Raw genomic sequence first — 25,788 nt, 5'->3', positions numbered from 1 at the left:
TTTTAAAAGAGGCGCTCTGGTATCAGGGCGCCTCTTTTTTTGCTCGCTTATTACATCTGAGCGCCGATCATCCAAGGCACTGTTTCTTCATTGCCGACGCCCAACGCCTCGCTTTTAGATTTTTCCCCAGAAGCCACGCGTATGAGCATGTCGAAAATCTCTTTACCCTTCGATTCAAGGGTGGCATCACCATCCATGACATCCCCGCAGTTGATGTCCATATCATCCTTCATGCGAGTGTACATTTTGGTATTCGTCGCAAGCTTGATCGAAGGAGCAGGTTTGGCGCCAAAGCACGAGCCGCGTCCGGTGGTGAACGCAACGAGATTTGCGCCGCTGGCGATTTGGCCAGTGGCACCCATAGGATCATAGCCAGGCGCATCCATAAACACCAAGCCTCGGACTGTAATGGGCTCGGCGTAACGATAAACGCCCATGAGTGCTGACGAACCACTTTTGGCAACTGCGCCTAGAGACTTTTCAAGAATGGTCGTCAGACCGCCGGCCTTGTTACCAGGCGTGGGGTTGTTATCGATACTGCCTTTTTCGCGGTCTGCGTAGCTTTCCCACCATTTGATAAGGTCTACGATACCCTGGCCGACCTCACGGGTTGCAGCGCGACGAGTTAGCAGGTGTTCAGCACCGTAGATCTCCGGCGTTTCGCTAAGGATGGCCGTTCCACCTTGCGCTACGAGCATATCGACAGCCACACCGAGGGCGGGGTTGGCCGTGATGCCCGAATATCCGTCTGAACCGCCGCACTGGAGCGCAACGGTCAGGTGCCGCGCCGAGACCGGCTCGCGTCGGCACTCGTTGGCAACCGGCAGCATCGATTCCACAGCGGCAATGGCGGCATCCGCTGCCTTGCGGGTTCCGCCAACGTCTTGGATGACCACAGGAGCGATAAGCTTGCCGGTCTCGATGCCCTGGGCCATGAACAGCGCGCCCATCTGGTTGGCTTCACAGCCAAGGCCGATGACCACCACGCCAGCGAAGTTGGCGTGCTTGATGAACCCGCCTAGCGTGCGCCGCAGTTGGTTCACCCCCTCGCCATTGTGCTCTATGCAGCAACCGAAGCTGTGGGTGATCGGCACCACACCGTCCACGTTTGGGTAAGCATCCAGAACACCGTTTCGCGAGAAGTGTTCAACCACCATTTTGGTAACAGTGGAGGAGCAGTTCACCGTGCTTACTACACCAATGTAGTTTCGAGTTGCTACTCGCCCGTCAGCGCGGACGAAACCTTGGAATGTCACAGGAGAGGCTGCAGGCGACGCGACTTTGGCATCCTCGCCGAACGCGTAGTCTCGCTCGAACGTCGCCATCTCCAGATTGTGCGTATGCACGTAATCGCCTGGCTCAATGGATTTAGTAGCAAAGCCAATAATCTGGCCGTAACGCAGAACAGGATCACCTGGGTTTACGTGTGCAAGGGCAATCTTGTGCGCTGCGGGGACATCGGCGAACACCACGATATTACCGAACTCCGTAACCACGGTTCCTTGAGGTATCGAAGCACGCGCGATTGCAACGTTGTCGTCGGGATGTAGTTTAAGTACCAGGGATGTACTCTTCATTTTGTCCTCGCATTATCAGTAATACACGGCGCAACCTGGGACAATACAATGTTGTCCCGCGTTTTTGTAGTAATCGTTTCTTGTGCCTGACGTAGTTTCAAACTCAGGAATGCGGCGAGCGTTAAAAGAGCCGCTACAATGATGAGTCCATTCTTCGTACTCCCAGTAGTTTGCTCAACGAAGCCAAGAAGTGAAGGGCCGAAGAAGCCACCAGTAATACCAAAGGTATTCACTAACGCCAGACCCGCCGCCATACCTACTCCCGCCAGCCTTGAGCTGGCGAAGAGAAATATCACAGGCTGAACAACGAAAAACATCGATGCCGTAAGGGTAAATCCTATTAGTGCTATCAGTGGAGTGGTATAGGCCGCGAGGGTCAATCCAGCCGACATCAGGAGCAGACCACCGAACATTATTTTGCGTGAGATTTTCGGAGTAGTTGCATACTTTGGAAGAAACGCTGCGCCGAGTGCTGCTGCTATCCATGGGATTGAGTTTAACAATCCTATCTGTAGCGATGACAAGCCTCCATACGTGCCGATGATGCCGGGCAAGAAGAAAATTACTGAATAAACACTAACTTGGTGGAGGAAGTACACCGCGATAGCAAGCCAAATTTGAGGGATTTTAAGAACACCCTTAAAAGAATGACCAACATTGCCGGAGGCGATTTCTTCATCATGTTCTTTTTTCAGAACTTGCTCTACTTCAGTGGCTTGTTCCTTTGATAGCCAAGTTGCCGTAGATGGGCCGTCCGGAAGCTTTCGCCAAATCACGACGGAGAATAGAACAGCTGGAATTCCCTCCAAGAAGAACAGCCACTGCCAGCCGTGCCAACCCCAGATTCCATCCATCTCTAACAGCAGCCCGCCAACCGGCCCGCTGATGATGTTCGCGAGACAGACCCCGATTAGAAAATAGCCACTGGCACGTGCCCTTTGCTCACGACCAAACCAATAGGTTAAATAGAGCATTACACCTGGGAACAATCCGGCTTCAGCTGCGCCCAGTAGTGCGCGGGCAATGTAAAACGTAGTCTCATCGGTAATGAAGGCCATACCGGCAGACAACAACCCCCAGGTGATCATGATCCTGGTGATCCAGAGTCGGGCACCTACCCGATGCATGATCAGGTTACTAGGTACCTCCATGAGTGCATAAGTAAGGAAGAAGAGCCCTGCACCGAAACCGTAGGCGGCAGCGGAAATACTCAAGTCTACTGCCATGTGTGTTTTGGCAAGTGAAATGTTAGTTCTGTCTAGAAAGCTTATAATGTAAGCAACAATTAACATCGGCATCAATTTGCGAAACATTAAAGCGTTCAGCGACTGTCCCTTTTGTGTTTTTGTATGGGTCGTAGCTAACATGATTCATGTTCTCCTCATGAGGATAAATTGCTAAGGCGCGAGTGTTGTGCCGCGACCTTTAGTTATCAAAATATCCTCTAGATAGGCTTTACGGGGATGAGTACCCGCGTTTAGAAATTGACGTTATCGCCACCTTTGAGCTTCAGGATTTCCCTCGCGTCAGCAGGTGTCGCCACTTCAAGTGAAAGCCCTTCGAGAATTTTGCGCATACGCGAGACTTGATCGGCGTTGCTTTTTGCCAATTGGCCCGGCCCGTCCCAAAGCGAGTCTTCAAGACCCACACGCACGTGTCCTCCAAGCGTGGCTGATTGAGCACCAATGCTCATCTGCTGCTTTCCTGCTGGAAGAACCGACCACTGATAGTCATCTCCGAAAAGACGATCAGCTGTGCGCCGCATATGCAGGACGTCCTCAGGGTGCCCGCCGATACCGCCCAAAATGCCGAAAACCGATTGGATCAAAAACGGGGGTTTGATGAGGCCACGATCAATGAAATGTGCAGCGGTGTAGAGATGCCCAATGTCATAGCATTCGATTTCAAAACGGGTACCATTCTCACTGCATGACTCGAGGATGTGGGCTATGTCGGTAAATGTATTTTTGAAAATGCGGTCATGGCTGCCGGCGAGGTATGGTTCCTCCCAAGCGTGTTTGAACTCCTTAAACCGATTGAGCATTGGGTAAAGACCCATGTTCATCGTGCCCATGTTCAGTGAGGCCACTTCCGGTTTGAACTGATGTGCTGGACGAAGTCGATCTTCAAGCGACATTGTCGGTGCGCCACCTGTAGTCAGGTTGATCACCACATCGCTAGCCTCTTTGATAGCGGGTAGAAACTGCTTAAATAGTTCCGGATCCTGAGAGGGGCTGCCATCAATTGGATTACGAGCGTGTAGGTGAACAATTGAGGCACCAGCCTCAGCAGCACCAATCGCCGCTTCGGCAATTTGACCTGGTGTTACCGGCAGGTAACGGGACATAGAAGGCGTATGAATTGCGCCGGTGACCGCGCAAGTGATGATGACTTTACGAGCCATGGTGATCTCCTGGTTACTTTTATTTTGGTGTTCAGGATGGAGTGATGTCGTCAGGAATTTGGTGCTTGACGCTTGTGCGCAGCGAGAGCCATAAGGCGGCGGTCACGCCAAGCGGATCGCAAGGCAATTCCTTCGAGTTCAAGTTTTTGGCGGCGCTCGTCATGTACTCGAGCGACTGCTGATTCCGACCAGTCAAAAGCATTTTCGGAATTGATCGTTTCGCGATTTTGCTGACCGTAGCGTTTGGCATAGTCAGATACGCCGGCAGGGGCGTTGAGATCGATGGTTTCGAAGGGGCCCATAAATGACCAGCGGAGGGCGAGTCCATCCTTGAGCACCCGATCAATGTCCTCCGAGCTAGCAAAGCCTTCCTCATGCAATTTGAAGCATTCGTTGAGGACTGCGGCTTGAACTCGGTTCAACAAGAAGCCATGGATCTCTCGGGATAGAACGACAGGGCTCTGCCCAGCTGCGGTGTAGATCTCATGCGCTCGAACCATCACCTCAGATTCTGTCCACGGCGCAGGGCATAGCTCTACAAGAGGAACTAAGTAAGGCGGGTTGGTAGGGTGTGCAACTACGCAGCGCCCCCGACCTGGTAGATCTTTTGTGAACTCGGAGGCCGGTAACCATGAAGTTGAACTGGCAAGAATCGCGTCCTTGGGCGCCAACGCGTCCATTCGACTGAAGATGTCGATTTTCGCCTCTACCGTTTCCCGAACGTTTTCCTGTACAAGCACCACGTCACGTAGCGCATCAGCCAAGTCGGGAACGCAAGTAATGCGTGCCAGTACGGTGAGAGGGGCGTCATTAAGAAGATCGAATTCTGCGAGCTCATTAAGTCTCGCTTCGATGTAGGCATGGCTGTTCTGCATTGTCTGCAGATCCATGTCGTGCAAACGCACCGGATGTCCTGCCCGAGCAAAAACAATCGCCCAAGCTCGCCCAATCAAGCCCGCGCCAACGATTGCAATGGGGCCACGCTCGGTCGCAGATGAAGCTGTAGTTCGCATGATGTTCTCCAAATTTTGTATTTATGTTTAGGAGTAATCGTTTGAGCGGTTGGTGATCAAAGCTGACGCACAGATGCTCGCTCTGAGACAGATGCTATCCACTGTGATCACAGATCACAAGGAAATATTTCCGATTGTCAGACGATCGGCTATGCAGGCAATTTGAAGGTCGAGAGAGCACCTTCAGACGGCATGAGCCCCAGTGGCTCGACGCGCTTCAGGTTCGTTGTGCGGGAATTGAATAGGCTTTTCGGGATCGAATCTTCGCGTTCAATAAATGCAGAAAAGCCCGCTTGCCGAGCGGGCTCCTCAATCACATCGTTCAGTCGGCGTGGCCGTGACCCGCTTCACGAAGGAACGCGCGTACCGTGTCACAGAACTCCAGCGGGTTTTCAGTCATTGGATAGTGGCCAGTACCTGCAAGCACGGCGATCTTACTGCCGGGAATGCGAGATGCTGTTTCCTCAACCTTCTCTTGGTACACCAACCAATCCGCGTCACCGCGCAGAAGTAGAACAGGCGCTTTGATCTTTCCAACCTGTTGCCGCTGATCAAAGTTCGCATAACCTGTCAGGTCACCTTTCATCACCTGCGGCGTGGTGCGCGAAATCTGCCACACCACCTCCTTCGCACGATCTGGTGGAGTGCGATTGCCCGTCATCGAACGAGACCAGGCACCGATGATCTCTGGCCCATTCATGAGCAACATATCGAGGAAGAACTCCGAAACCGTTGGGGTGAAATCTGCCCCTTCGGCTGAGATGATTGCACTGTACGCATCGGGTCGACGTGCCCCCAATTCCAGCACCAGATTGCCGCCCATCGAGCATCCCATGATGGCGGGTTTCTCAAGTCCCAAGGCCTCCATAAGGTGCTCATTGAACTCCGCATGGCGAGTGAGGCTGTGGAATGGGCCTGATTCGGGTAGCTCTGATTTGCTATGCCCGGGAGCGTCAATTGCAATGACGCGGAACTCATCTGACAGACCGTCCAGTACGTGCCTGTACATTAGAGAATCTTGTGATGCCGCGTGGAAGCAAACGAGTGGACGTCCCTCCCCTGCTTCTTCGTAGTAAACGCGAATTCCATCCACGGTGATGTACCGTCCTACCGTCTCTTTGCCCGACGGCTTCGGCCCGGGAGAATAGGAGAGCGGAGGGTTTGTATCGGTTTTCCCTACACGCTTCATTGCGTCGAACGCGCGAGCCATCACATCTACGTACTGCCATGCAGCGACCACGTTTCCCTCAAGCTCAAGTTTTCCCAATCCAGGGGACAACGCTTCAAACCAGTCGATCTTTCCGTCAAGAACGCGCTGCCACTCATCATCAGCACCAGACACGATGATGTCAGCGCCCAACGGGCTTCCTTCCGGGTAAACCGCAACGACTTTACCGGCGAGAACCGCAAGCGTTGAGAAACCTGTGCTGTGCTTGAATTGAATGCGCCCATCAAAATAGCGAGCTGCGGCAGTCCAATCAGCATCACCGTTTAACTCGTCGGCGAACTGGCTCAACCATTTGGCATCATTAATAAGGGTCATGACTTTCTCCTAGCTTTAGCTATCCCCAAAGGGATTTTCTTGTCAGTGCAGGTACGATCGGTTTGTTACAAACCCATGTTGCAAGAGGACTTCGATACCAGCGCCTTGTCGTACTTAAGGAACCAACCGGTAGTTTCACGGGTGAAGAAAATGGTAATGATGGCTGCCAGTACCATGAGGCCGGAAATAAAGTAGAGCGCGTAGTTGTAGCCCGCAGACTGCTCAAAGCCACCACCTGCGCCGATGAACATCCCGATCACGAATGGCCCAAAACCACCGGCGTAAATACCGACGTTGACGATTGAGCCCGCCAGGCCAGTCGTGCCTTGCTTCGCAGAGTCAAACGCAATGGCATAGACCAACGTGTAGGGCGCGTTCATTGCGAACCCAGCAAACAACTGAATCGCGATAAGCCAAGTCAGGCTGACGGATGAGTATTTGAAGAGGTACATGCCCACCGCAAGCCACGCGAAAACAAGCACTAGGCAAAGTTTTCGGCCTGCACGGTCTGAGATCCATCCCCAAACGATCTGGCCGATACCACCGGTGATCGTGAAGAGCACCGAGTAAGCAGCCGCCTCTGCGAAGTTGTAATGGGCAACAAATGCCAGGTACTGGGGTAACCAGAAGCTGATGCCGAAGTAGCCAACGATTGCGAACATCGAGATTAGAGCGATAGCTGAGATGTTCGGATTTTTCATTGCAGACTTGAACGCGCCTTTGGGCACCTCCACCACACCCTTTACAGCTTCCATTGATGGAGGGGTCTCACCCACGGCTTGAGCGTGTCCAACAAAGGATTCGTAACGCTTCTTCGTACTGAACCACCAGTAGACCGAAAAGATGATGATCATCGGCACAGGGAACAGCAGGAATGCCAAACGCCAATTTTCCGGGCCGTAAGCGTGGAGTAGAGCACTGATCGCCAAGCCACCGATCAATGTGCCCCAAGGGTATCCGGTGTGATGAAGTCCTAGGGCGAAACCACGGCGCTCCTTCGACCACCACTCAGACAAGGAGGTGACTTCGATGGCTTCGCCAGCCCCCCCAAATGCGTGAGAGATCACTTGCAGCGCGACCAGCACTCCAAGGGAGCCGGTCAAGAAATTGAGGCCGGTCAGAAAGGTGAAAAGCGTGTAAGCAATCACGATTGGCAGGTGGCGGTATTTTCGCATCCATCCCTGACCGCCTTTATCAGCCCAAATCATGCAAGGCACGGCTATCAAAGATGTAGCGATCGTGATGAAAGCGGCAAGCAGTCCAGTCAGCTCAGCGCTTGTCTTGAACTCGCTGGTGATCGAGGGCAATACCATGAAGAACATCTGGCGGGAGTTGGCATCCATGGCATACACGAGCCACAAAAGGGCCATCGCGCCCCATGAGGCTGCACCTGCTCCTTTTGGCACACGATTGACCGCAGGTAATGCTTCGATTTTGTCTTGAGCAAATCCCATGGGGATATCTCCGGGTATTTATTTTTATTCTCCGGCTGAGGATCGGTGTTTCGCACACATACGCCTCAACATCCGAGATGATCCAGCACTTGTCGTACCGCTCACCATGGACAGAGGTTATGGCTCAATTTCAGGGCTGAATATAGCTGGCAAAGCACACCTGCTGTGACCGCCAGGAACAGGTCAGTGGCACAAAATGGGAGAGGTGCCAGCGAAGCATTTGGCTAAGTAATTACTGGGGAACAGGTCTCAAATTTTTGAGAGCTCTGTTGGGCACAGAGCAAGAGGGAAAATTATCAGAGCGGTGGAGTATTGGCTCCCTTGTGCAGGAGCCACAGTTGCACGCTTGCGCGGAGGTAGAGTGAAAGTAGGCGCCGAGCCGTAGTGGCTATCAAACCGCTCCGGGCAGTCGTCTCACGATTTTCCATGGGTGAGCAATCCATTTTTCCTGAAAAAACTCGATGAACACCCGGATGCGAGGACTCAGATGCTTACGGTCTGAATAAAGCAGGTAAATAGGCTCCAAGATCTCCGCTTTGTACTCGTCAAGCAGGAGCACCAGCGATCCGTCCTGAATGTCTTTTCCAATGTGGAAATCTGCAAGGCGGACTATACCCGCGCCTGATTTGGCCATGTCCCTCAGCAGTTCGCCTTGGGTAAACGATCCTCGGGGCTTCACAGGGGTCGTCACACCCAGACCGTCCTGGATAAAGGCCCATTTGTTCCAAGGGCTGGCAAAACTGAAGTTAAAGCATCGATGATTCATCAGGTCTTGTGGCTGCTGCGGTGTTCCATACTTTTCCAAATAGTCAGGTGAAGCACACAGCAACCATTCACATTCGCCTATCTTCTTTGCAATTCTGGAAGAGCTCGGAAGAATCCCGCTATGGATGGCTATGTCCAATCCCTGCTCGAACTGGTCAATGAACTGAGCGCCTAACTGAATCTCGACATCAAGACCCGGATAAGTGTCGAGGAATTCCGGCAACCAAGGCACGATCTGCTGCTTCGCAAAAGAGGTCATCGTGTGGATGCGAAGCGTGCCACTGACCCTTGAAGGAAGCCCTTCTGCCAGAGAGTCAGCTTCACTCATCGCCTCAACCACAGCTTTCGCACTGCGCAGATAAGCAGCCCCCTCCTCCGTAAGGGTGAGGACTCGGGAACCCCTCTGGAAAAGTCGAACCCGAAGCCGATCCTCCAGCCGCGCTATCAATTTACTGATGGCCGACGGAGTCATCTCATGCGCCCTGGCGGCAGCAGAAAAACTTCCGCACTCTGTTGACCAGATGAAGGCTAGCATTTGAGAGTATTGATCCATTTCGGTACGCTCCTTACGCGACTGAATCTACCTGTTTATCTACACAAAAAACGCGCCGTAGCGCGTTTTTTTTGAACCAGAATCAGCGAATGAACTGCTCGATATAATCGTCCGGCAAGCCCAAATTTTTGTAATGGCTGCGGGCAGCTTCCAGCTTGGTGAAAACGTCTTCATAGCCAACCGCGACACCCTGCGGGTCGACGTAAGTGTAGCCACCCTGAACGTGGAACCAAGTAATCATTTCTTCGACATCTTCAGGGACGAACAGGGTGTGAGTCTCCCCTGGCGGCTCGAACGCAAAGGAGCCTTCATCAGCAACCCAATCGTGTTCGAGGTAGTACCAACGCCCCTTCAACACGATCGCATGCACTGCACCTGAGTGGCGGTGACGTGACAAAACCCCGCTCTGCCGCACTCGAAGCAAGTTGATGTAGTACCCACCGCTAACGCTCAGCAGCAGTGGTTTGAAAGATACTGACTTGGTGACAGGCACCCAGAGATTATCGTCTTCGAGCCAAGTGGTCATAACGCCTGGATGCACCATGTCTGGAGACATGAAAGGCACCTGCGGCAAAGCATAGGGAATGGCAAGTTCATCAGGTTTAACGGGCGTATTCATTATATTTTCTCTCAACGTGTGACTGGCGAGCGAGCCAGGATTTCAATCGCTGAGTGAGAGTAGGTGATGCTCTCGCACAGGAGAATACTCAGAAATTCACACCATCTGTGACCACTCGTCACAGCGCGTAGGGCTCATCCCGTTGAAGGCCGCGACTTATCTAAGACGCCTACTGCGCACGAGTTCAAGCGATTGACCCAGCAGATTTTTCATTGAGTGGATACCGGCCACCCGTGGATCGCGCCCCGTCAGAGGGGACACATTTTCCCCAATACCTTCACTACCATGCAGACCTGTTCATCTGAAAGCCGCTTACACAGTAGTAATCGGCTTAAAATAATGAGGTTTAGCAATGACTTCTCTCAGCCCTTCACTTGAGCTCAGTCCCGAGCTTGCAGCTCACCCGGCCTATTCGCGAGTGTTCCAGCCCGACGGCCTCACCTTCGGATACATCATGCCTCTTGAAGGCTACCCAAATTCGCCGTTCCCTACTTTGCAGGATCATCAGCGCCTTGCTCGAATCGCAGATGAGGCTGGTTTTGCAAGTTTATGGATGAGGGACGTGCCCTTCTACGATCCAAGCTTTGGTGACACCGGGCAGATGATCGACCCCTTCGTCTACCTTGGATATTTGGCAGCCGTAACTAAAAAAATTGCTTTGGGAACGACAGGAATCGTTCTTCCACTTCGCGAGCCGTTGATCGTTGCTAAACAATCTGTATCGGTTGACCAGCTCACCGGTGGACGATTCTTGTTAGGGCTCTCCAGCGGAGATCGCCCGATTGAATATCCAGCATTCGGGATTGATTTCGAAGCGAGAGAAGAACGATACCGGGAAGGCTTCGAGCTGATTAAGACAATCACTGAAAACAGCTTCCCAAGCGTCTCAACCAAACTTTTCGGCCAGCTGGAAGGCTTGCTAGACATGGTACCCAAGCCAGTTGGCCCTCGACTCCCCATGATTGTCGTAGGCCGGGCCCGTCAGACGCTTGAGTGGATCGCCAATAATGCCGATGCCTGGATTTGGCATCTGAGCGACTTCAATCGTTTGCCCGGTCTCATCCGCGAGTTCCGTTCTGCCAGTCAGACCGGCAATGCAAAACCATACGGCTACGCGACGTTTTTCGATCTGGCGAAGGATCCGAGCACACCGCTGGAACGCGGCTACAACGGAATAAGGATCGGGCGTAATGCTCTCGTGGATCTCTGGAAACGGCAACAGGATGAAGGTGTTTCACACGTCGCACTGAATATCAAACCTCTGCAGCGACCAGCCGCTGATGTCCTGGAGGAGATGGCTGAGTATGTCCTGCCACACTTTCCCATAGGCCAACCTGTCTCGCAGGTGACCCAGTGACCGGCTCAAGTGATCGCACCGACATTAAGGGCGTTATAGCCACCTTTCTGGAAGCCTGGGAGAGCGGTTATTGGGAATCTGCTGGGGATATGTTCACTGACAATTGCCAGCTGGTTACAAGCCACATGTCCGCTCATGAGGGTGGACGCAAGATTGTCAGAGCTTTCCAGCAAGACCGTGCCAAGGCTGATGGCTTTTCAGTGAAGGCAACCAATCACTATGTGGGTGGTGGAGAAACCGACGCCAAATTCAGTTTCTACGCATATGGCCATATCAGCAAAGCCACAAAGTCGGCCACGCTCGGATTTGGAATGACTGTCACAGGCTCTATGAAAAAGACAGCAGGCACCTGGCGCCTCGACAGCGTGCTGATTGCCTTGAATTGGATAACCGGGGACTACTCGCTTGCAATTCACTGGCAGCTTCCACCAGGTGACGACGGATGGAGGATTGGCGACCCAGCCCCGACCATCGTTAGCGAGCTGAATTCGCCATGGCTTGCTTTCCCTAACTCAACGGCTTCGGTGACCAGTGCGGAATGTATTGCTGAAACCTACGCTCGTTACTCATGGGCGCTGGATCAAGCTGACATGCAGCTGCTTGCTCATTGCTTTACCAACGACGCCGCTGGCGACTTCCAACCGATGGGCCTTATTGAAGGGCGCCACGCGATCATCGGCTCCTTCAAAGAATTTCGCAGGCCCTGGCCGTGGATGCAGCATTTCGCGGACGTGCTGGAGATCAAGTCCGACGAGGAAAAGGGTGTAGCGGAAATGATTGTCGGCAGAGTCATTCCTGGAAACTCACACACGCAAGATGGCACGCCTCTCTATGGCGCGCATTACCGGATGCGACTTCGTCGCAAGCATGAGGGATTCTGGCAACTGACCTGGAGCGAGTACCGCCCAGGCTGGTTCAATGCCAATGAAGCACCAAGAGTTTAGTCTCTTCCTGAAAACGCTCTAGGGCCGTGGCGCCGTACTATCTCGGACGACGAGTTCGATTTGTATGCGCTCGCGGCGTGCAAGTTGGCTCCCCTCGATCAGCGCAACGATGTTGTTGGCGCTGCTGATTCCAATTTTCGAAGTCGGCACCCGGACGGTCGTCAGGGCTGGCACGTAGGCAGCCGCGAACTCGATATCATCGAACCCGCTGACTGATAGTTCTTTGGGGACGTCGATCCCATTGGAGCGCGCTTCCGCCAACGCTCCGATACAGGTGAGGTCAGTGCTGCAGACAATGGCTGTAGGCTTGGGGTTAAGCTCCATAGCAATCCGCAGCCCGGCGCGCCCTCCCTCAATCGTGAATGGCTGCTCAATAATCCGTTCACTTGAAAGCTCTATCCCGGACTCGAGTAGCTGAGCGGTGATTCCTTTCAGACGGTATTTTGCCCGTTCGTTGTTAGAGACAACTCCACTGATCATGGCGATACTTTGATGACCAAGGCTAAGCAAGTGCTTGGCTATCAATCGACCACCCTCCTCATTGCTGAACCCCACGCAGTGATGGTCGTGAGCACCATCTAGCGACCACATGAGAATGAATGGGCATTGGGCGGCAGTTAGTGCTTCATAAATTTCAGGACTATGTTCAGTACCCACCAACAGTAGGCCTTCGACACCCCGCTCAATCATGTTCCTTACGTTCACCAGTTCTTGCGCCTGGTCGTATTCATGGGAAGAAATGATCAGGTGATACCCAAGCTCCGTTAGCCTTAACTGGAGGGCCTGGACAGCTTCAGCGAACGCAGGGTTGTTAAAAGTAGGAAACACGGCTCCGATGCTGTGCGTGCGCCTCGATGCCAAAGCACGCGCAGCCCCGTCTCGCACGTACCCTAGCTCTTGAACAGCTGCTTGTACTTTGGCCAGCGTTGTAGGTTTCACTAAGTGCGGGACAGCCAATGCTCTTGAAGCACTCCCCATCGAGACGCCCGCCAATTCAGCCACATCCTTGAGCTTCGGTTTCTCGATTTTTTTCATTGGAGATTCAGCATCCTCGATCGTAGCGCGGAGATAGGACGATCAGAAGAACGCCCTCGATTTTCACAGAGGATGATAAGCCAACAGCCTGCCGTTCGGGAGCCGTTAATTGGAGAGAAAAACCTGAGTGCAGCATTTCTGCTGCCCCCAGGCAAAGACACTTATTTAATGACGATTGGATTCACAGGAGCGCCGGTTCCACCTACGACCTTTAGAGGAGCTGCGGTGTACAGGAACGTCCACTGACCGTCCTCAGCGCAGTCCTCAGCGAGGGGATCAAGCTGAGCGATCTCAGTGAGAGTGATACCCAAGTTCCTCATGAGTGCGTTGTGCAACGGCAACGCAACCCCTGACACGGGATCGACGGTGACTTCGTTAGCGATGGTGTCGGTGACAATGTTCGGAATTTCCATCTCCTGAAACCACTTCACCAGCTCAGGGCTGTAAGTCAGGCCAGGCTCGATAAAGTCTTTGTAAAACTCTTCCGGATCGCGTTTATAAAACGAGCCAATCCATCCAGTGCGGATGATGAGAATGTCGCGCTTGTTGATAGAGACGCCTTGAGCCCGGGCCGCAGCCATTAGATCCTCATGGTTGAAAGTTTCACCTGCATCCAGCACGTCTTTACCACGGTGGCGCGCTATGTCGATCAGAATGCCTCGGCCAACGATGCCTTTTTCACCCAGCGGAGCAACGCTCGCCTTGGCCAGGGAGCCGATAGTGGTATCAGCGCTGTACCCATTCCAGATCTGGTCGTCGTACCAAACGTGGCCGAGCGCGTCGTATTGAGTTGAACCCTGAAGGTGGAAAAACATTACATCGTCGGCGAACTCGTACGAGCCTGGAAAGTGTGGGCCCTTGCCGCAGTTGTAGTGGCCACGATCCATGATATTCATGCGCTTTGACTGAGAGCGCCCAGGCCAGACCGGGTCACCTGCAGGATCAGCCATCCGCACCTGCAAAGTAAATGTCTTGCCTTGCGTGACCTCTTTGACACCTTGGAGCACCTCGACACCTGTGAGGTAGTTGAGTGAGCCAACCTCATCATCCGGCCCCCACTTACCCCAGTTCTTAGGGGAGTCTTTGAGCAAGTCATGAATGTGCGGAACGGTCTTGTCTGTCATTTTCTGAGCCTCTTTTATTATTGGATTAGCTGTACCGCATTAGCGGTTAGTTGAAACGTTCAAATCGTTGTCCCAGGTCGTCGGCACGAGCGAGTCCTCGGATGAGTCGTTCAGCGGTAAGGGCTGGCGCCATATTTTTCGCGTAAACCGCACCCAGTGTTGCCTGGACAACAATGTCCAGTTCCTCAGAGGTAAACGGAGACGTCTGGCCAAGGCCGTCGAGGGTGACGGGAAGATTCACATCATTCAGAAGCTGAGCGACCTCTAGGATGTCTGAGTCTGGGCGCTCTTCGACCGACATCTGCACCAGCGTCCCGAATGCGACAAGCTCACCATGCAGCATGGAAGTAATCGCAGGAATTGCCGTAAGACCTCGCACAAGCGCATGAGCTAGCGACAAGCCGCCACTCTCGAACCCAACGCCACTGATAAGGACGGTTCCTTCAACAACCCGCTCGACATCATCATTAACCTCGTGCCGGCCTACTGCTTGGTAAGCGCTGTACCCGTAGGTCATAAGCGTCTTAAACACTGCCTCTGTTAGCAGCAATGCAGTGTTCAACGCTGGAGTACCAAATGAGTTATTGCCTCCGGCAGACTGACATTGTTGCGCCTCAAACTTTTTACTGATGGCGTCGCCGATGCCTGCGGCGAAAAACCTTGCAGGCGCACGGACAATCACTTCGGTGTCCACGACTACTGCAGAGGGGTTCATGTTCAGGTACTCGACACCAACGACCTTGTGCGCTTCGTCGTAAAGCACAATCAAACGGCTGGTTGGGGCGTCGCTGGAAGCGATGGTCGGGCATACGACAATGGGGACGTTGAGCTGAGCAGCCATCCCTTTAGCCGTGTCAATTGTCTTACCCCCGCCCAAAGCGATGATGGTGTCTGGCTTGTAATCTGCTGATCGCTCACAGAGAGACGCAATTGCAGCTTTAGTGCATTCACCAGGAAAAACGATGCTGTTCGCCTCGAAGCCATGCTCTGACAATGCTTTTCCTACCTCAGGCCACAGATGCCTCGAGACGAACTCGTCGCACAAGACCAAAGGGCGCGATTGCCCCATATCGGAAAGGATTCTGCCAAGCTGCTTTAGTGCGCCTGGCCCTTGCTCGTATCGGCCAGGAAAACCCATTGTTCGAACCATGCCATCACCCGCTGCTGAAAAACTGTGAGATAAATCGTTACGTTGAATACGAGCCCGGCTGGATCAGCGCATCAACCAGCCACCAGCCACATCCACGACTTGGCCCGTGATGAAGTCGCTGTCGTTTGAAGTCAAAAAGCATGCTGCTTTAGCTACCTCAAGTGGCGTTCCAAGACGGCCCAACGGAGTCTCATCAACAACAGCCTGGTTCGCTTGCGCAGAAACGGTTTTCAGAAGCGGCGTTTCGATGCGTCCCGGGGCCAGCGCGTTTGCCGTAATCCCATAAGGCCCGAGCTCACCTGCCAGATGACGGGTAAAACCGATAATTGCGGCTTTGGTGGCGCTGTAATGCGCCGCAACGATAGGGAGAAATGCGCTGCCAGCAACGGAAGACATGTTCACGATTCTCCCAAAGCGACGCTCGACCATCCCCGGTGCGAGTGCTCTAACCAAGTTGAACGAGCCAGTGAGGTTGATGCCGACGACCCGATCCCACTCCAGGGGATCCATCTCCCAAATCGGTGCGGGTGCCCCCTGATGTTTGGGAGACACGCCTGCATTGTTGATCAAGGTGTCGATAGGGCCGAGCTGCTCGCTAAACTCAGCACAGGCTCGACTGCATTGATCAAAATTTGCGACGTCAGCTTTAGCCCAAGCCACCAAATGTCCGGCAGTACAGAGTTGCTGGGAAAGCTCAGAAACTGACTGTTCGTCGAAGTCTACCAAGGCAACCCGCGCGCCCTCCTCGCAGTACAGCCGGGCAATCGAGGCACCGATGCCCCCTCCTGCCCCGGTAATAAGAACTGTGCGTCCTGTGTGTCGAAGATTCGTCATGCCAAATTCCCCGCGCTGAACAAACAGAAACAAGACGCGGTGATGCTCACACGCGTCCAATGCCGCACTGGCTCACCGAAAATTTCGGGTTCATGTAAGCGGGTGGTGTTAGGAGATTTGCGTGGCGAAGCCAGTGCCCCCGCGCCGGAGCGGTCGGTGACTCTAGATAAGAGAGTGGCGAGGGCTGCCCACGTGCTTGACCGAGCGCAGGCTAATGATGCAGTGACCATCATGATCTCCAGATTTGCCTAGGAAAACGGCAAATATGAATCGTTTCATTCTCGCAGTCTGCGGACTTCAGCCAACAAAATATGCGATCTTTTCACGACTATATTTTTGTATTTATTCTCGAAAGAGATATTTATGAAGCGCTTCATTTTTAGTCTGATATTTGACCGCTGTCAAGCGGTCTGCACGGTCACTTCCCCAGCAAGGAGCGCCAGTAGCTCCTACGAAACGCATTCATGAGCATCTGCGCCAATCCTATTGAGGATGCGAAAAACACCGGCGCACTAAGCCCCTGACGCACTGGCCCCTTCGGCAGATGAGCTGAACACGGGCGCAGTGCTCACGCCTGGAAGTCGATGCTCAAGTGAAATGAATATGCGATGCATATGTTAGGTATCGACTAGCCGCGCGGGCTTCGCTCACGGGTCAGACAGAGTGAATGCGTTCCGCAGAATGCTGCTCCCATGGTGGGCATGGTGACCAAGCCTCCACGAGCTTATCGATGAAGAGTCGAATTTTTGGAGAGAGGTGCCGCTTGCTAGGGTAGATCACCCGAATAGGCTCTGCAGCCTCTGCATACCCAGCGAGCAATTGAACAAGCTTGCCGCTCCTCAAATCGTCGTTCACCACGTAGGAAGGAAGAGTCGCGATGCCCAGGCCAGCTACAGCTGACTGGTGTAATGACTCAGCACTGTCCATCTGTAGCCTTCCACCATGAGTAACGGACACAGCGCTACCATTCACGCGAAAATTCCAAGGAAGCAATCTCCCACCGCTCACGAAATGCAGGCACTGGTGCCCGGTTAAATCCTCAGGCGTTTTAGGCTCGGCATGCTCAGCCAAATATGTGGGGGAAGCGCAGGTAATCATTTGTTGGTAGGCCACAGTGCGCGTTAACAACCGAGAATCTTCCTTCGGTGGCCCGATGCGCATGGCCAAATCAAATCCCTCATCAATCAAATCGACCAGCCTGTCAGAAAAGGTGATATCCACGCTCAGGGAGGGCCAATCCTTAAGGCAGTACTCAATGTGTTGAAGGACATGAAGTCTGCCAAGCGCAACCGGCAAACTCATCCGCAGTCGCCCACTGGGAGTCGAACGACGAAACGCAAGGGCATCCTCCACGTCGTCCAGATCCTGAAGAACGCCCACACAGCGCTCATACAGAACCTGGCCGTCATCCGTCATGCTTAAACTGCGCGTAGTGCGATTCAGTAAACGTACCTGTAAACGAGCCTCGAGCCTGACTATCGACTTCCCCACTGCAGAGCGCGTAAGGCCAAGCTGTTTTGCCGCCGCAGTGAAGCTTCCAGCGTTTACCGAGCTTACAAACGCGGCGATATCGTTCAGGTTGTGGAGTTCCATACGGCCTCAGTGATCTCAACGTTCGGGCGGCTTAGCACCAGTTATGGGGAACCCTATTCCCCAATACTAAGCATAATATCTCAATTAGCTAATCCACTCCCAACGATCAATTGAGGTCATTATGAACACCAAAGTCCAAGCAGCCGTCCAAACCTGGGCCAACAGCCTTAGCGATCTGGTACCCGTTCTTAAGGGAATCGATACCACCACAAAAATGAGCGACATCCGCGACTCTTACGCAAAAATGCTCGCGCAAAATCCAGCGCCAGCTGGCGTTAAATTCGAAGCAGTCGACATGGGTGGCGTACCCGGCACACTGGTTACCCCGGACGAGATCAAGACTGACGCAGTAGTGATGTACATCCACGGCGGCGCTTACATTGTAGGTCGTCCAGACGGCTACCACGGCATCGGCGGCAACTACGCGAAAATGCTCGGTGCTCGCGTGTACATGCCGGACTATCGCCTTGCCCCTGAGCACAAGTTCCCAGCCTCTCTTGACGACACACTGCGCGCCTACGAGTGGTTGCTTGAGCAGAAAATCCCGGCTAACAAAATTGCTTTCTCTGGCGAGTCGGCTGGCGGCGCAATGGTTGTCAGCGTCATGGTTGCGGCTAAATCGAAAGGGCTTCCATTGCCTGCGGTTGGCTCTTCCATCTCGCCATGGGCGAACCTTGAACACACCGGGGCTTCCATGAGCAACCGTGAGGGTCTGGATCCTCTGAACTCCAAGCCTGTCCTGGACATTCTCGCCAGAGCATTCCTAGGCGACACATTGGCCAATCATCCACTGGCCTCACCTGTGTTCGCGGACGTCACCGGTCTTCCACCAATCTTGGTGCAGATCGGCGAGAACGAGCTGATGTTGAGTGATGCAATGCGCCTTGCAACTCACCTCGCGGATAACCGCGTTCGCGTCAACCTAGAAGTATGGCCAGCAATGTTCCACGCTTGGCATTTCTACGCCAGCATGCTGCCAGAAGGTCAGCAGGCTATGGAGAGTTCCGTTCGCTTCATTGAGGGTGGCTTGGCCGACGCTAACCGCTGAAACGCAGTACAACCGCGATAGCTTTCTGGCTGTTGCGGTTTTCCTCATCCTGTTTCTGAAAAAGCTTCATCAGGCTGCCCAGAGCACTTGAACAAGCGCCCTGCCCAACCCGAGCAAATTTCACCAAACGCCCCGTCGTGGCAGGCTGTGTCCGCTGAGCTCAAAAGATGTTTGTTCCGTTGACACCAGACCGCACAACTATCAACCCAAGGGGCTCTGTGCGGAGAGTGGCCTCGTGGCAGCTTTTGCTTTAGGCATGGACATCAGCGCGCCAATCATTGGTGCTCCAGGAAAACGCTGAAAAAAGCTTCCTGATTTGGCAAAACCCTCAGATACCAGTTGCCGAGCTTTTCAAAGCCGCTCGCTGCCGATTTGCCAACCCTCTTCTACACCGCCTTGTAGATAAACAGAAAGCTCCGCTGAAGGGTGCCCCCGCGCTGTATGTAATCGAGTTAGTCATCGATATAATGAGCGACAGCTGAACCCTTGGGGCCGCCGTCCTGGCTGCAGCCTTGATCTCTTCAAGCTGACGCTCCCTCTCCTTCGCAAGCTTTTCGGTCTCGAACGTTGCGCTGATAGGGGTGATGCCCTTTTTCCGGATGAGGGCGCGCCATTTTCCACTGGGGAGCCGCTGGATCGAAGCCATACTTGTGTTCACTCAATGTTCATTAACCCATACCCGACGCATACTTTTTTGCACACGGCGTGTATCTCAGATATACCAAAATCTTCTTTTTGGCCCGGAAATGTACACGCTCGATAGCACGAACACATGCTGGAGGCCTTTAAATACAAGGCTTTATGAATCGTAAATTTAGTGTAGCCCCGATGATGGACTGGACCGACCGCCACTGCCGGTTCTTCCTGCGCCTGCTCTCCAAGCACACCCTGCTCTACACCGAAATGGTCACCACTGGCGCCCTGCTGCACAACGACGCGCACCGTTTCCTGCGCCACGATGTGTCCGAGCATCCGCTTGCCCTGCAGCTGGGCGGTAGTGTGCCGGCCGACCTGGCGGCCTGTGCGCGCCTGGCCGAACAAGCGGGCTATGACGAGGTGAACCTCAACGTCGGCTGCCCGAGCGACCGGGTGCAGAACAACATGATCGGCGCTTGCCTCATGGCCCACCCGGCGCTGGTGGCCGATTGTGTCAAGGCCATGCGTGATGCGGTGTCGACGCCGGTGACGGTGAAGCACCGTATTGGTATCAATGGCCGTGACAGCTATGCCGAGCTGTGCGACTTCGTCGGGCAGGTACGTGACGCCGGGTGCCGCAGTTTCACCGTGCATGCGCGCATCGCGATTCTCGAAGGGCTGTCGCCGAAAGAGAACCGCGAGATCCCGCCGCTGCGGTACGACGTGGCTGCGCAGTTGAAAGCAGATTTCCCGGACCTTGAGATTGTACTCAATGGCGGGATCAAGACCTTGGAGGAATCTAAGGCGCACCTGGAGACCTTCGATGGGGTGATGCTGGGCCGCGAGGCTTACCACAATCCGTATGTGCTGGCTGAGGTGGATCAGGTGCTGTTTGGCAGTAATGCGCCGGTGGTCAGCCGTAGCGAGGCGATGGCCAAGCTGCGGCCTTATATCGTGGCGCACATTGAAAGCGGGGGCGCAATGCACCACGTCACCCGGCACATTCTGGGGCTGGGCCAGGGGTTCAAGGGGGCGCGGCGGTTCCGGCAGTTGCTTTCGGCGGACATTCACAAGGCGCCGGAGCCACTGGTGGTGTTCGACCAGGCCGCGGAGCTGTTGCAGGGGCGATGAGGTGAATGGGCGGGCCCTATCGCCGGCAAGCCGGCCACAGGGACGGTGCTGTTCTTGAAGCTATCGCCCTGCTTGTGCGGGGTTTGCTGCAGTGTTGCAAGGTGGTGGGGAACCTCGTGCTGGCTGGTGACTCGAATCATCACCCCAGACAATTCGCCACCGCCCCACTGGCCCCTTGAGCGGCCGTCGGGGCTCGGGTAATGTCGAGACATCGCACAGGACAGAGCACGCCATGACTTCCAAGCTGGAACAACTCAAGCAGTTCACCACCGTGGTCGCCGACACCGGGGATCTGGACGCCATCACCCGCCTCAAGCCGGTCGATGCCACCACCAACCCCTCGTTGCTGCTAAAGGCTGCCGCTATCCCGGGTTATGCCGACCTGCTCAAGCAGGTAAAAAGCGATGCCAAGGGCAATGTCGACCTGGCGTGCGACAAGTTCGCGGTGGCGGTGGGCGCTGGCATTCTGAAAGTGATCCCTGGGCGCATCTCCACCGAAGTGGATGCGCGCCTGTCGTTCGACGAACCGGCACTGCTGAGCAAGGCCCGCCAGCTGATCGAGCTTTACCAGGCCGCCGGGATTCCCAAAGACCGCGTGCTGATCAAGCTGGCCTCCACCTGGGAAGGCATCCGCGCCGCCGAGCAGTTGGAGAAGGAAGGCATCCAGACCAACCTGACCCTGCTGTTCTCCTTCGCCCAGGCCCAGGCCTGCGCCGATGCCGGTGTGTTCCTGATTTCGCCGTTCGTGGGCCGGATCTACGATTGGTACAAGAAAAGCACCGGCCAGGAGTACGTGGGTGCCAATGACCCGGGCGTACAGTCGGTCACACGCATCTACAACTACTACAAGGCCAACGGCTACAACACCGTGGTCATGGGCGCCAGCTTCCGCAACATTGGCCAGATCGAACAACTGGCTGGCTGCGATCGCCTGACCATCAGCCCGGAGCTGCTGCAGCAACTGAGCGATGACCAGGGCGAGCTGCCGCAGGTGCTAAAGCCGGGCGATGCCGGCGAGGCCAAGCAGGTGCTCAGCGAAAGCCAGTTCCGCTGGGCCATGAACGAAGACGCCATGGGCACCGAGAAACTGGCCGAGGGCATTCGCCAGTTCGCCCGTGACCAGGAGAAGCTGGAAAAGCTGATGGCTGACAAAGCCTGATACATATCCGGTTTGCCAGGCGGGCGGTGAATGTTCAGCATTTTCCGCCCGCTTTGCTTTAGCCGTTCAAAAAGCGTTTTGAATTCAAGGGCCCCTTCGCGACGGTTCGACGCGAATGGGCCGATTAGCCACCAGAGCTGTCCATGACTTCCTCCCCTTTGCCCCTTGTTCTCGCCGGCCCTGTACTGCGCCGCCTGGAGCCTCAGCGCCTGGCCATCTGGCTGGTCGGCAGCCAACCCTTGCAGCCCGAGTTCACCCTGGACGGCGCGGCCAAGGTGGATTGCCAGGTCGTACCGATCGGCCAGCACGCCTTCATTCATCTGCTGGACATCCACTTTGCCCAACCGCTGCCCAGCAACGTCGAACTCGAATACGACCTGCTGATCAACGGCCAAGGTATCGCTGGCTGGGCGCCGCACCTGCTCTACCCAGGGCGCCGGCGCCCGAGCCTGGTGCTGCGCGACCGCCTGGACCAGCTACTGCACGGCTCTTGCCGCAAGCCGCACCACCCCGCTGCCGATGGCCTGCTTTGCGCCGACCGGCTGCTGCAGGCCTGTACGCGCCCCGAAGAGCGCCCGGCCGTGCTGCTGATGACCGGCGACCAAGTCTACGCCGATGATGTAGCAGGGCCGATGCTACGGGCCATTCATTCGCTGATCGAGCGCCTTGGCCTGTTCGATGAACACCTGGACGGCGCGGTCGTGGCCGACAGCAGGTCGCTCTATGACCACCCGGCCAGCTATTACCACCGCGCCGACTTGCTGCCGGCCCAGGAACGTAACGAAACCCTGCGCGAGCGATTCTTCGGCGGCAAGCGCAAACCGATCTTCTCCTCAAGCAATGCCGACAACCATCTGGTGACGTTCGCCGAGGTCATGGCCATGTACCTGCTGGTCTGGTCACCAACACCTTGGCAACTGGTAGCGCTCGACATGCCTGCGGGCCTTGCCGACCCGCACCAGGCGCGCTACCGCAAGGAACTGCCGCTGGTGCAGACGTTCGCCGACAACCTGGGCCAGGTGGCCCGGGTAATGGCGCATTTGCCTTGCCTGATGATCTTCGACGACCACGACATCACCGATGACTGGAACCTCTCGGCGCAGTGGGAGGAAACAGCCTACGGCCACCCATTCTCGCGACGAATCATCGGCAATGCCCTCCTCGGCTACCTGCTGTGCCAGGCCTGGGGCAACGACCCGCAAGGCTGCAAAGCAATGGTCGGGCAATGCCAGGCACTAGCTAGCCCACAACTGGACAGCCAGCAACAGGACCACCTGATCGGTGAGCTGCTGCGCTTTCAGGGCTGGCAGTTCAGCCTGCCCAGCAACCCGCCCCTTCTGGTGCTGGACACCCGCACACGCCGCTGGCGCAGCGAAAGCGACTTGGCCAAACCCTCCGGCCTGCTCGACTGGGAGGCGTTGAGCGAACTGCAGCAAGCCTTGCTGGACCACCCTTCGGCGATCATCGTGTCACCGGCGCCGATCTTTGGTGTCAAGCTGATCGAGACGGTGCAGAAAGTGTTCAGCTGGCTGGGCCACCCGCTGCTGGTAGATGCCGAGAACTGGATGGCCCACCGCGGTGCCGCCCAGGTGATCCTGAATATCTTCCGCCACTCGCGCACGCCGGGGCACTACGTGATCCTGTCAGGGGACGTGCATTATTCGTTCGTGTACGAGGTGCTGATTCGCCATCGCCAGCGCAGCCCGCACCTATGGCAGGTCACCAGCAGCGGGATCAAGAATGAGTTCCCTCGCCGCTTGCTGGACGTGCTGGACCGGCTCAACCGCTGGCTCTACTCGCCGCGCTCGCCGCTGAACTGGTTCACCCGGCGGCGGGAGATGGAAGTGGTGCCGCGCACACCCAGCCACAGCAAGGCCGGGGAAAGGCTATGGAATGGTGCGGGGCTGGGGCAGGTATTTTTCGATGAACAGGGGCGCCCGGCACGGGTGTTTCAGCTGGATGCCAAGGGGGGTGAGGCTACGGAGTTTGCCCGGCCGAACTAGCTGATCTGGCCCTTTGCGAGTTCAACCGCCAAGGACGCAGGCAGGCGCCGGATCAGGATCGCTCCAGCGCATTCACCAGGTCATGGAAGGCTTCACGGTTGGAGTCATTCAGGCCCATCAGAATCTTGTGCGCCTCCAGCACCTTGGAGCGCACCACATCTTCGTTCTGGTCCTGGGATGGCAGGTCGGTCAGGCATTCCGGGCACGGCACCGGGCGATCGACGATGTTGAACACCTGATCGAAGCCCATCGACTGCAGCAGGCGCGAAATATCCGGGTTGGTGGTGACCACGGTCGGCAGCAGGCCGACCTTTTGCCGCGACAGGATCGACAGCTTGGCCAGCAGGCCCAGCGTGGTGCTGTCTATGCTCTCGGTCTCGGTGAGGTCGATGACGATCGCCGAGAAATTAAGCGCGGTGAATATTTTCTCGATCGTCGCATCCAGCGCCGAACACAAGGTCAGGCGCACTTCACCGACGAATTTCAGCACGAAGGTACCGCTTTGCTCGGCGAACTGGATTCTACCGGTACTCATTGAAGGTTCCTGCTTAACACCAATAGGGCGATATCATCCGGCATCTCCCCAAGCGTAGCCAATCCAAATCGTTGGCGCAGCCCATCCAGGCTACCACCCGCTGCCTTGACGATGTCCGGCAAGGCGGCCTCTTTATCTTTGAGCGTGTCCCCTGGCAAAAGATCCAGGATACCGTCTGACATCAGGGTCAGGCTGAACTGCGGTGGCAGTTCCATCACCAGGTCCTGGTAGGTTGCCTCATCGAACAGGCCTACCGGCAGGCCACGGCCTTCCAGGTAGCGGGCCTGGCCTGGGGTATACAGCACCGGCAGCGGCAAGTGGCCGCCCACGGCGTAGGTCAGCAGGCCGGTTTCTTCATCGATCACACCACCGACCATGGTCACGTGTTTACCCAGCTTGCAGTTGATCAGGCCACGGTTGATGTGACCGAGCACTTCGGAAGGCTTGAATTCGCGCAGTTTGCTGTTGCGCTTGAATTCGAACATCAGCCGGGTGGTCATGAACTTCAGCAGCACCGTGACGAAAGCCGACGACGCGCCATGCCCGGAGACATCGGCGAGGTAGAAAGCGATGCGCCGCTCATCCACGCGGAAATAGTCGGCGAAGTCGCCTGACAGGTACAGCGACGGGATGATCTGGTGCTCGAAGGCAAACTCCCCGGCAACCCAGGGGCTCTCTGGCAGCATGTTCATCTGCACCTGGCGACCGGCAGTCTGGTCCTCCTGCAACAGGTGCAGGCTGGCCTCCAGTTCACGGTTCGCAGCCTCGAGCTTGTCGCGGTAGCGCTGGTTTTCCACCACCAGGCGCGAACGGTCAAGCGCACGGCGCACCGAATGTTCGAGCACGGCTAGGTCTTCCAGCGGCTTGATCAGGTAATCGGCGGCGCCCAGGCGCAAGGCCTCGACTGCGTCGCTCATCACGCCGGCACCCGATACCACGATCACCGGCAACTGCGGCGCGCGCTCACTGACCTGGCGGATCAATTCCAGGCCGCCCATCTGCGGCATGCGCAGATCGCAGATCACGAGGTCGGGCTGGTGTTCTTCAAAGACCTGGAGCCCCTGCTGGCCATTACCGGCCTGGAGGACGCTGAAGCCACTGTCTTCCAGATAGGCGGCGAGGCTCGCACGGACCACGTCGTCATCATCGATGATCAGCAGCGTTGCACTGATTTTCTGCATGTGGGCGAACGGCGCCGATTTAGGTTGGTGCAGGGGCGTCTGCAAGGCTGACATCCAACTGCTGGAATACTCTGTGGTAACACTCTACTTGAGTTGTAGGCCAAGAACACGGCCCAGGCAACCGGCAGAG

21 protein-coding genes are annotated in these 25,788 nt (G+C 55.5%); 6 read left to right on the top strand and 15 right to left on the bottom strand.

The window, feature by feature from the left end; translation table 11 throughout:
• Positions 1 to 50 precede the first annotated feature (50 nt).
• From ACW4TB_RS23510 to ACW4TB_RS23475, 8 genes are all read right to left on the bottom strand, one after another.
• Complete coding sequence (locus ACW4TB_RS23510; RefSeq protein WP_012313606.1) at positions 51 to 1,577, bottom strand: UxaA family hydrolase; 1,527 nt, start codon at positions 1,575 to 1,577, stop codon at positions 51 to 53.
• A complete protein-coding gene (locus tag ACW4TB_RS23505) occupies positions 1,574 to 2,944 on the bottom strand; it encodes an MFS transporter (protein WP_012313605.1) in 1,371 nt (456 codons plus the stop codon). The genes ACW4TB_RS23510 and ACW4TB_RS23505 overlap by 4 nt, the downstream gene beginning before the upstream one ends.
• A 110-nt stretch (positions 2,945 to 3,054) precedes the next feature.
• Positions 3,055 to 3,981 (bottom strand): BKACE family enzyme, encoded by a 927-nt coding sequence (locus ACW4TB_RS23500; RefSeq protein ID WP_007913166.1) that lies wholly within the window; start codon positions 3,979 to 3,981, stop codon positions 3,055 to 3,057.
• Positions 3,982 to 4,031: 50 nt separating this feature from the next.
• Positions 4,032 to 4,994 carry a 3-hydroxyacyl-CoA dehydrogenase gene (locus tag ACW4TB_RS23495; protein WP_012313604.1) on the bottom strand — a complete coding sequence of 321 codons (963 nt, stop codon included), beginning with the start codon at positions 4,992 to 4,994 and terminating at the stop codon, positions 4,032 to 4,034.
• A 322-nt stretch (positions 4,995 to 5,316) separates the two neighbouring features.
• Positions 5,317 to 6,537, bottom strand: coding sequence for an alpha/beta fold hydrolase (locus ACW4TB_RS23490; protein ID WP_132844253.1), 1,221 nt, complete (start codon positions 6,535 to 6,537; stop codon positions 5,317 to 5,319).
• A gap of 65 nt (positions 6,538 to 6,602) precedes the next feature.
• Positions 6,603 to 7,991 carry an MFS transporter gene (locus ACW4TB_RS23485; RefSeq protein WP_279933631.1) on the bottom strand — a complete coding sequence of 463 codons (1,389 nt, stop codon included), beginning with the start codon at positions 7,989 to 7,991 and terminating at the stop codon, positions 6,603 to 6,605.
• Positions 7,992 to 8,382: 391 nt separating this feature from the next.
• On the bottom strand, positions 8,383 to 9,309 hold the full coding sequence (locus tag ACW4TB_RS23480) for a LysR family transcriptional regulator (protein WP_012313601.1): 927 nt from the start codon (positions 9,307 to 9,309) through the stop codon (positions 8,383 to 8,385).
• An 82-nt stretch (positions 9,310 to 9,391) separates the two neighbouring features.
• Positions 9,392 to 9,928: a 2,4'-dihydroxyacetophenone dioxygenase family protein gene (locus ACW4TB_RS23475; RefSeq protein WP_007913179.1), complete on the bottom strand. Its 537-nt coding sequence runs from the start codon at positions 9,926 to 9,928 to the stop codon at positions 9,392 to 9,394.
• 352 nt (positions 9,929 to 10,280) lie between these two features.
• Between ACW4TB_RS23475 and ACW4TB_RS23470 the strand changes: the two genes are divergently transcribed.
• Positions 10,281 to 11,285: an LLM class oxidoreductase gene (locus ACW4TB_RS23470; RefSeq protein WP_279933632.1), complete on the top strand. Its 1,005-nt coding sequence runs from the start codon at positions 10,281 to 10,283 to the stop codon at positions 11,283 to 11,285.
• Positions 11,282 to 12,229 carry a nuclear transport factor 2 family protein gene (locus ACW4TB_RS23465; RefSeq protein WP_279933633.1) on the top strand — a complete coding sequence of 316 codons (948 nt, stop codon included), beginning with the start codon at positions 11,282 to 11,284 and terminating at the stop codon, positions 12,227 to 12,229. The genes ACW4TB_RS23470 and ACW4TB_RS23465 overlap by 4 nt, the downstream gene beginning before the upstream one ends.
• Before the next feature lie 18 nt (positions 12,230 to 12,247).
• On the opposite strand, the gene ACW4TB_RS23460 is transcribed toward ACW4TB_RS23465, so the two are convergent.
• From ACW4TB_RS23460 to ACW4TB_RS23440, 5 genes are all read right to left on the bottom strand, one after another.
• On the bottom strand, positions 12,248 to 13,264 hold the full coding sequence (locus tag ACW4TB_RS23460) for a LacI family DNA-binding transcriptional regulator (protein WP_279933634.1): 1,017 nt from the start codon (positions 13,262 to 13,264) through the stop codon (positions 12,248 to 12,250).
• A 161-nt stretch (positions 13,265 to 13,425) separates the two neighbouring features.
• Positions 13,426 to 14,388, bottom strand: a complete 963-nt coding sequence (locus ACW4TB_RS23455) for a cyclase family protein (protein ID WP_012313596.1) — start codon at positions 14,386 to 14,388, stop codon at positions 13,426 to 13,428.
• Positions 14,389 to 14,434: 46 nt separating this feature from the next.
• A complete protein-coding gene (locus ACW4TB_RS23450; RefSeq protein WP_279933635.1) occupies positions 14,435 to 15,538 on the bottom strand; it encodes a glycerol dehydrogenase in 1,104 nt (367 codons plus the stop codon).
• A 63-nt stretch (positions 15,539 to 15,601) separates the two neighbouring features.
• A complete protein-coding gene (locus ACW4TB_RS23445) occupies positions 15,602 to 16,372 on the bottom strand; it encodes an SDR family oxidoreductase (RefSeq protein ID WP_012313594.1) in 771 nt (256 codons plus the stop codon).
• Between the two features lie 654 nt (positions 16,373 to 17,026).
• A complete protein-coding gene (locus ACW4TB_RS23440) occupies positions 17,027 to 17,965 on the bottom strand; it encodes a LysR family transcriptional regulator (protein WP_012313593.1) in 939 nt (312 codons plus the stop codon).
• Positions 17,966 to 18,086: 121 nt separating this feature from the next.
• Between ACW4TB_RS23440 and ACW4TB_RS23435 the strand changes: the two genes are divergently transcribed.
• From ACW4TB_RS23435 to ACW4TB_RS23420, 4 genes are all read left to right on the top strand, one after another.
• A complete protein-coding gene (locus ACW4TB_RS23435; RefSeq protein WP_279933769.1) occupies positions 18,087 to 19,013 on the top strand; it encodes an alpha/beta hydrolase in 927 nt (308 codons plus the stop codon).
• An 801-nt stretch (positions 19,014 to 19,814) separates the two neighbouring features.
• Positions 19,815 to 20,780 (top strand): tRNA dihydrouridine(20/20a) synthase DusA, encoded by a 966-nt coding sequence (dusA, locus tag ACW4TB_RS23430; RefSeq protein WP_279933768.1) that lies wholly within the window; start codon positions 19,815 to 19,817, stop codon positions 20,778 to 20,780.
• Positions 20,781 to 21,012: 232 nt separating this feature from the next.
• Positions 21,013 to 21,939 carry a transaldolase gene (gene tal / locus ACW4TB_RS23425; protein ID WP_012313590.1) on the top strand — a complete coding sequence of 309 codons (927 nt, stop codon included), beginning with the start codon at positions 21,013 to 21,015 and terminating at the stop codon, positions 21,937 to 21,939.
• 143 nt (positions 21,940 to 22,082) lie between these two features.
• Positions 22,083 to 23,942 carry an alkaline phosphatase D family protein gene (locus tag ACW4TB_RS23420; protein WP_254467426.1) on the top strand — a complete coding sequence of 620 codons (1,860 nt, stop codon included), beginning with the start codon at positions 22,083 to 22,085 and terminating at the stop codon, positions 23,940 to 23,942.
• 52 nt (positions 23,943 to 23,994) lie between these two features.
• Here ACW4TB_RS23420 and rssC read toward each other — a convergent pair whose 3' ends face one another.
• Together rssC and rssB are read right to left on the bottom strand one after the other, a co-directional pair.
• Complete coding sequence (gene rssC, locus ACW4TB_RS23415; protein WP_012313588.1) at positions 23,995 to 24,477, bottom strand: anti-sigma factor antagonist RssC; 483 nt, start codon at positions 24,475 to 24,477, stop codon at positions 23,995 to 23,997.
• Positions 24,474 to 25,703 carry a two-component system response regulator RssB gene (gene rssB, locus ACW4TB_RS23410; RefSeq protein WP_455843086.1) on the bottom strand — a complete coding sequence of 410 codons (1,230 nt, stop codon included), beginning with the start codon at positions 25,701 to 25,703 and terminating at the stop codon, positions 24,474 to 24,476. The genes rssC and rssB overlap by 4 nt, the downstream gene beginning before the upstream one ends.
• Between the last annotated feature and the right edge of the window lie 85 nt (positions 25,704 to 25,788).

Source organism: Lelliottia jeotgali, assembly GCF_977070485.1.
Note: the sequence above shows the minus strand (reverse complement) of the source record. Positions and strands in the feature narration are given on the sequence as shown.

Coding starts and splice junctions, on each gene's coding strand:
- dusA (WP_279933768.1), top strand. CDS start 19,815: ATGAATCGTAAATTTAGTGTAGCCCCGATGATGGACTGGACCGACCGC.
- ACW4TB_RS23475 (WP_007913179.1), bottom strand. CDS start 9,928: ATGAATACGCCCGTTAAACCTGATGAACTTGCCATTCCCTATGCTTTG.
- ACW4TB_RS23480 (WP_012313601.1), bottom strand. CDS start 9,309: ATGGATCAATACTCTCAAATGCTAGCCTTCATCTGGTCAACAGAGTGC.
- ACW4TB_RS23485 (WP_279933631.1), bottom strand. CDS start 7,991: ATGGGATTTGCTCAAGACAAAATCGAAGCATTACCTGCGGTCAATCGT.
- ACW4TB_RS23505 (WP_012313605.1), bottom strand. CDS start 2,944: ATGTTAGCTACGACCCATACAAAAACACAAAAGGGACAGTCGCTGAAC.
- ACW4TB_RS23490 (WP_132844253.1), bottom strand. CDS start 6,537: ATGACCCTTATTAATGATGCCAAATGGTTGAGCCAGTTCGCCGACGAG.
- ACW4TB_RS23495 (WP_012313604.1), bottom strand. CDS start 4,994: ATGCGAACTACAGCTTCATCTGCGACCGAGCGTGGCCCCATTGCAATC.
- ACW4TB_RS23445 (WP_012313594.1), bottom strand. CDS start 16,372: ATGACGAATCTTCGACACACAGGACGCACAGTTCTTATTACCGGGGCA.
- rssC (WP_012313588.1), bottom strand. CDS start 24,477: ATGAGTACCGGTAGAATCCAGTTCGCCGAGCAAAGCGGTACCTTCGTG.
- ACW4TB_RS23460 (WP_279933634.1), bottom strand. CDS start 13,264: ATGAAAAAAATCGAGAAACCGAAGCTCAAGGATGTGGCTGAATTGGCG.
- ACW4TB_RS23450 (WP_279933635.1), bottom strand. CDS start 15,538: ATGGTTCGAACAATGGGTTTTCCTGGCCGATACGAGCAAGGGCCAGGC.
- ACW4TB_RS23470 (WP_279933632.1), top strand. CDS start 10,281: ATGACTTCTCTCAGCCCTTCACTTGAGCTCAGTCCCGAGCTTGCAGCT.
- ACW4TB_RS23420 (WP_254467426.1), top strand. CDS start 22,083: ATGACTTCCTCCCCTTTGCCCCTTGTTCTCGCCGGCCCTGTACTGCGC.
- ACW4TB_RS23500 (WP_007913166.1), bottom strand. CDS start 3,981: ATGGCTCGTAAAGTCATCATCACTTGCGCGGTCACCGGCGCAATTCAT.
- ACW4TB_RS23510 (WP_012313606.1), bottom strand. CDS start 1,577: ATGAAGAGTACATCCCTGGTACTTAAACTACATCCCGACGACAACGTT.
- ACW4TB_RS23455 (WP_012313596.1), bottom strand. CDS start 14,388: ATGACAGACAAGACCGTTCCGCACATTCATGACTTGCTCAAAGACTCC.
- ACW4TB_RS23440 (WP_012313593.1), bottom strand. CDS start 17,965: ATGGAACTCCACAACCTGAACGATATCGCCGCGTTTGTAAGCTCGGTA.
- ACW4TB_RS23435 (WP_279933769.1), top strand. CDS start 18,087: ATGAACACCAAAGTCCAAGCAGCCGTCCAAACCTGGGCCAACAGCCTT.
- tal (WP_012313590.1), top strand. CDS start 21,013: ATGACTTCCAAGCTGGAACAACTCAAGCAGTTCACCACCGTGGTCGCC.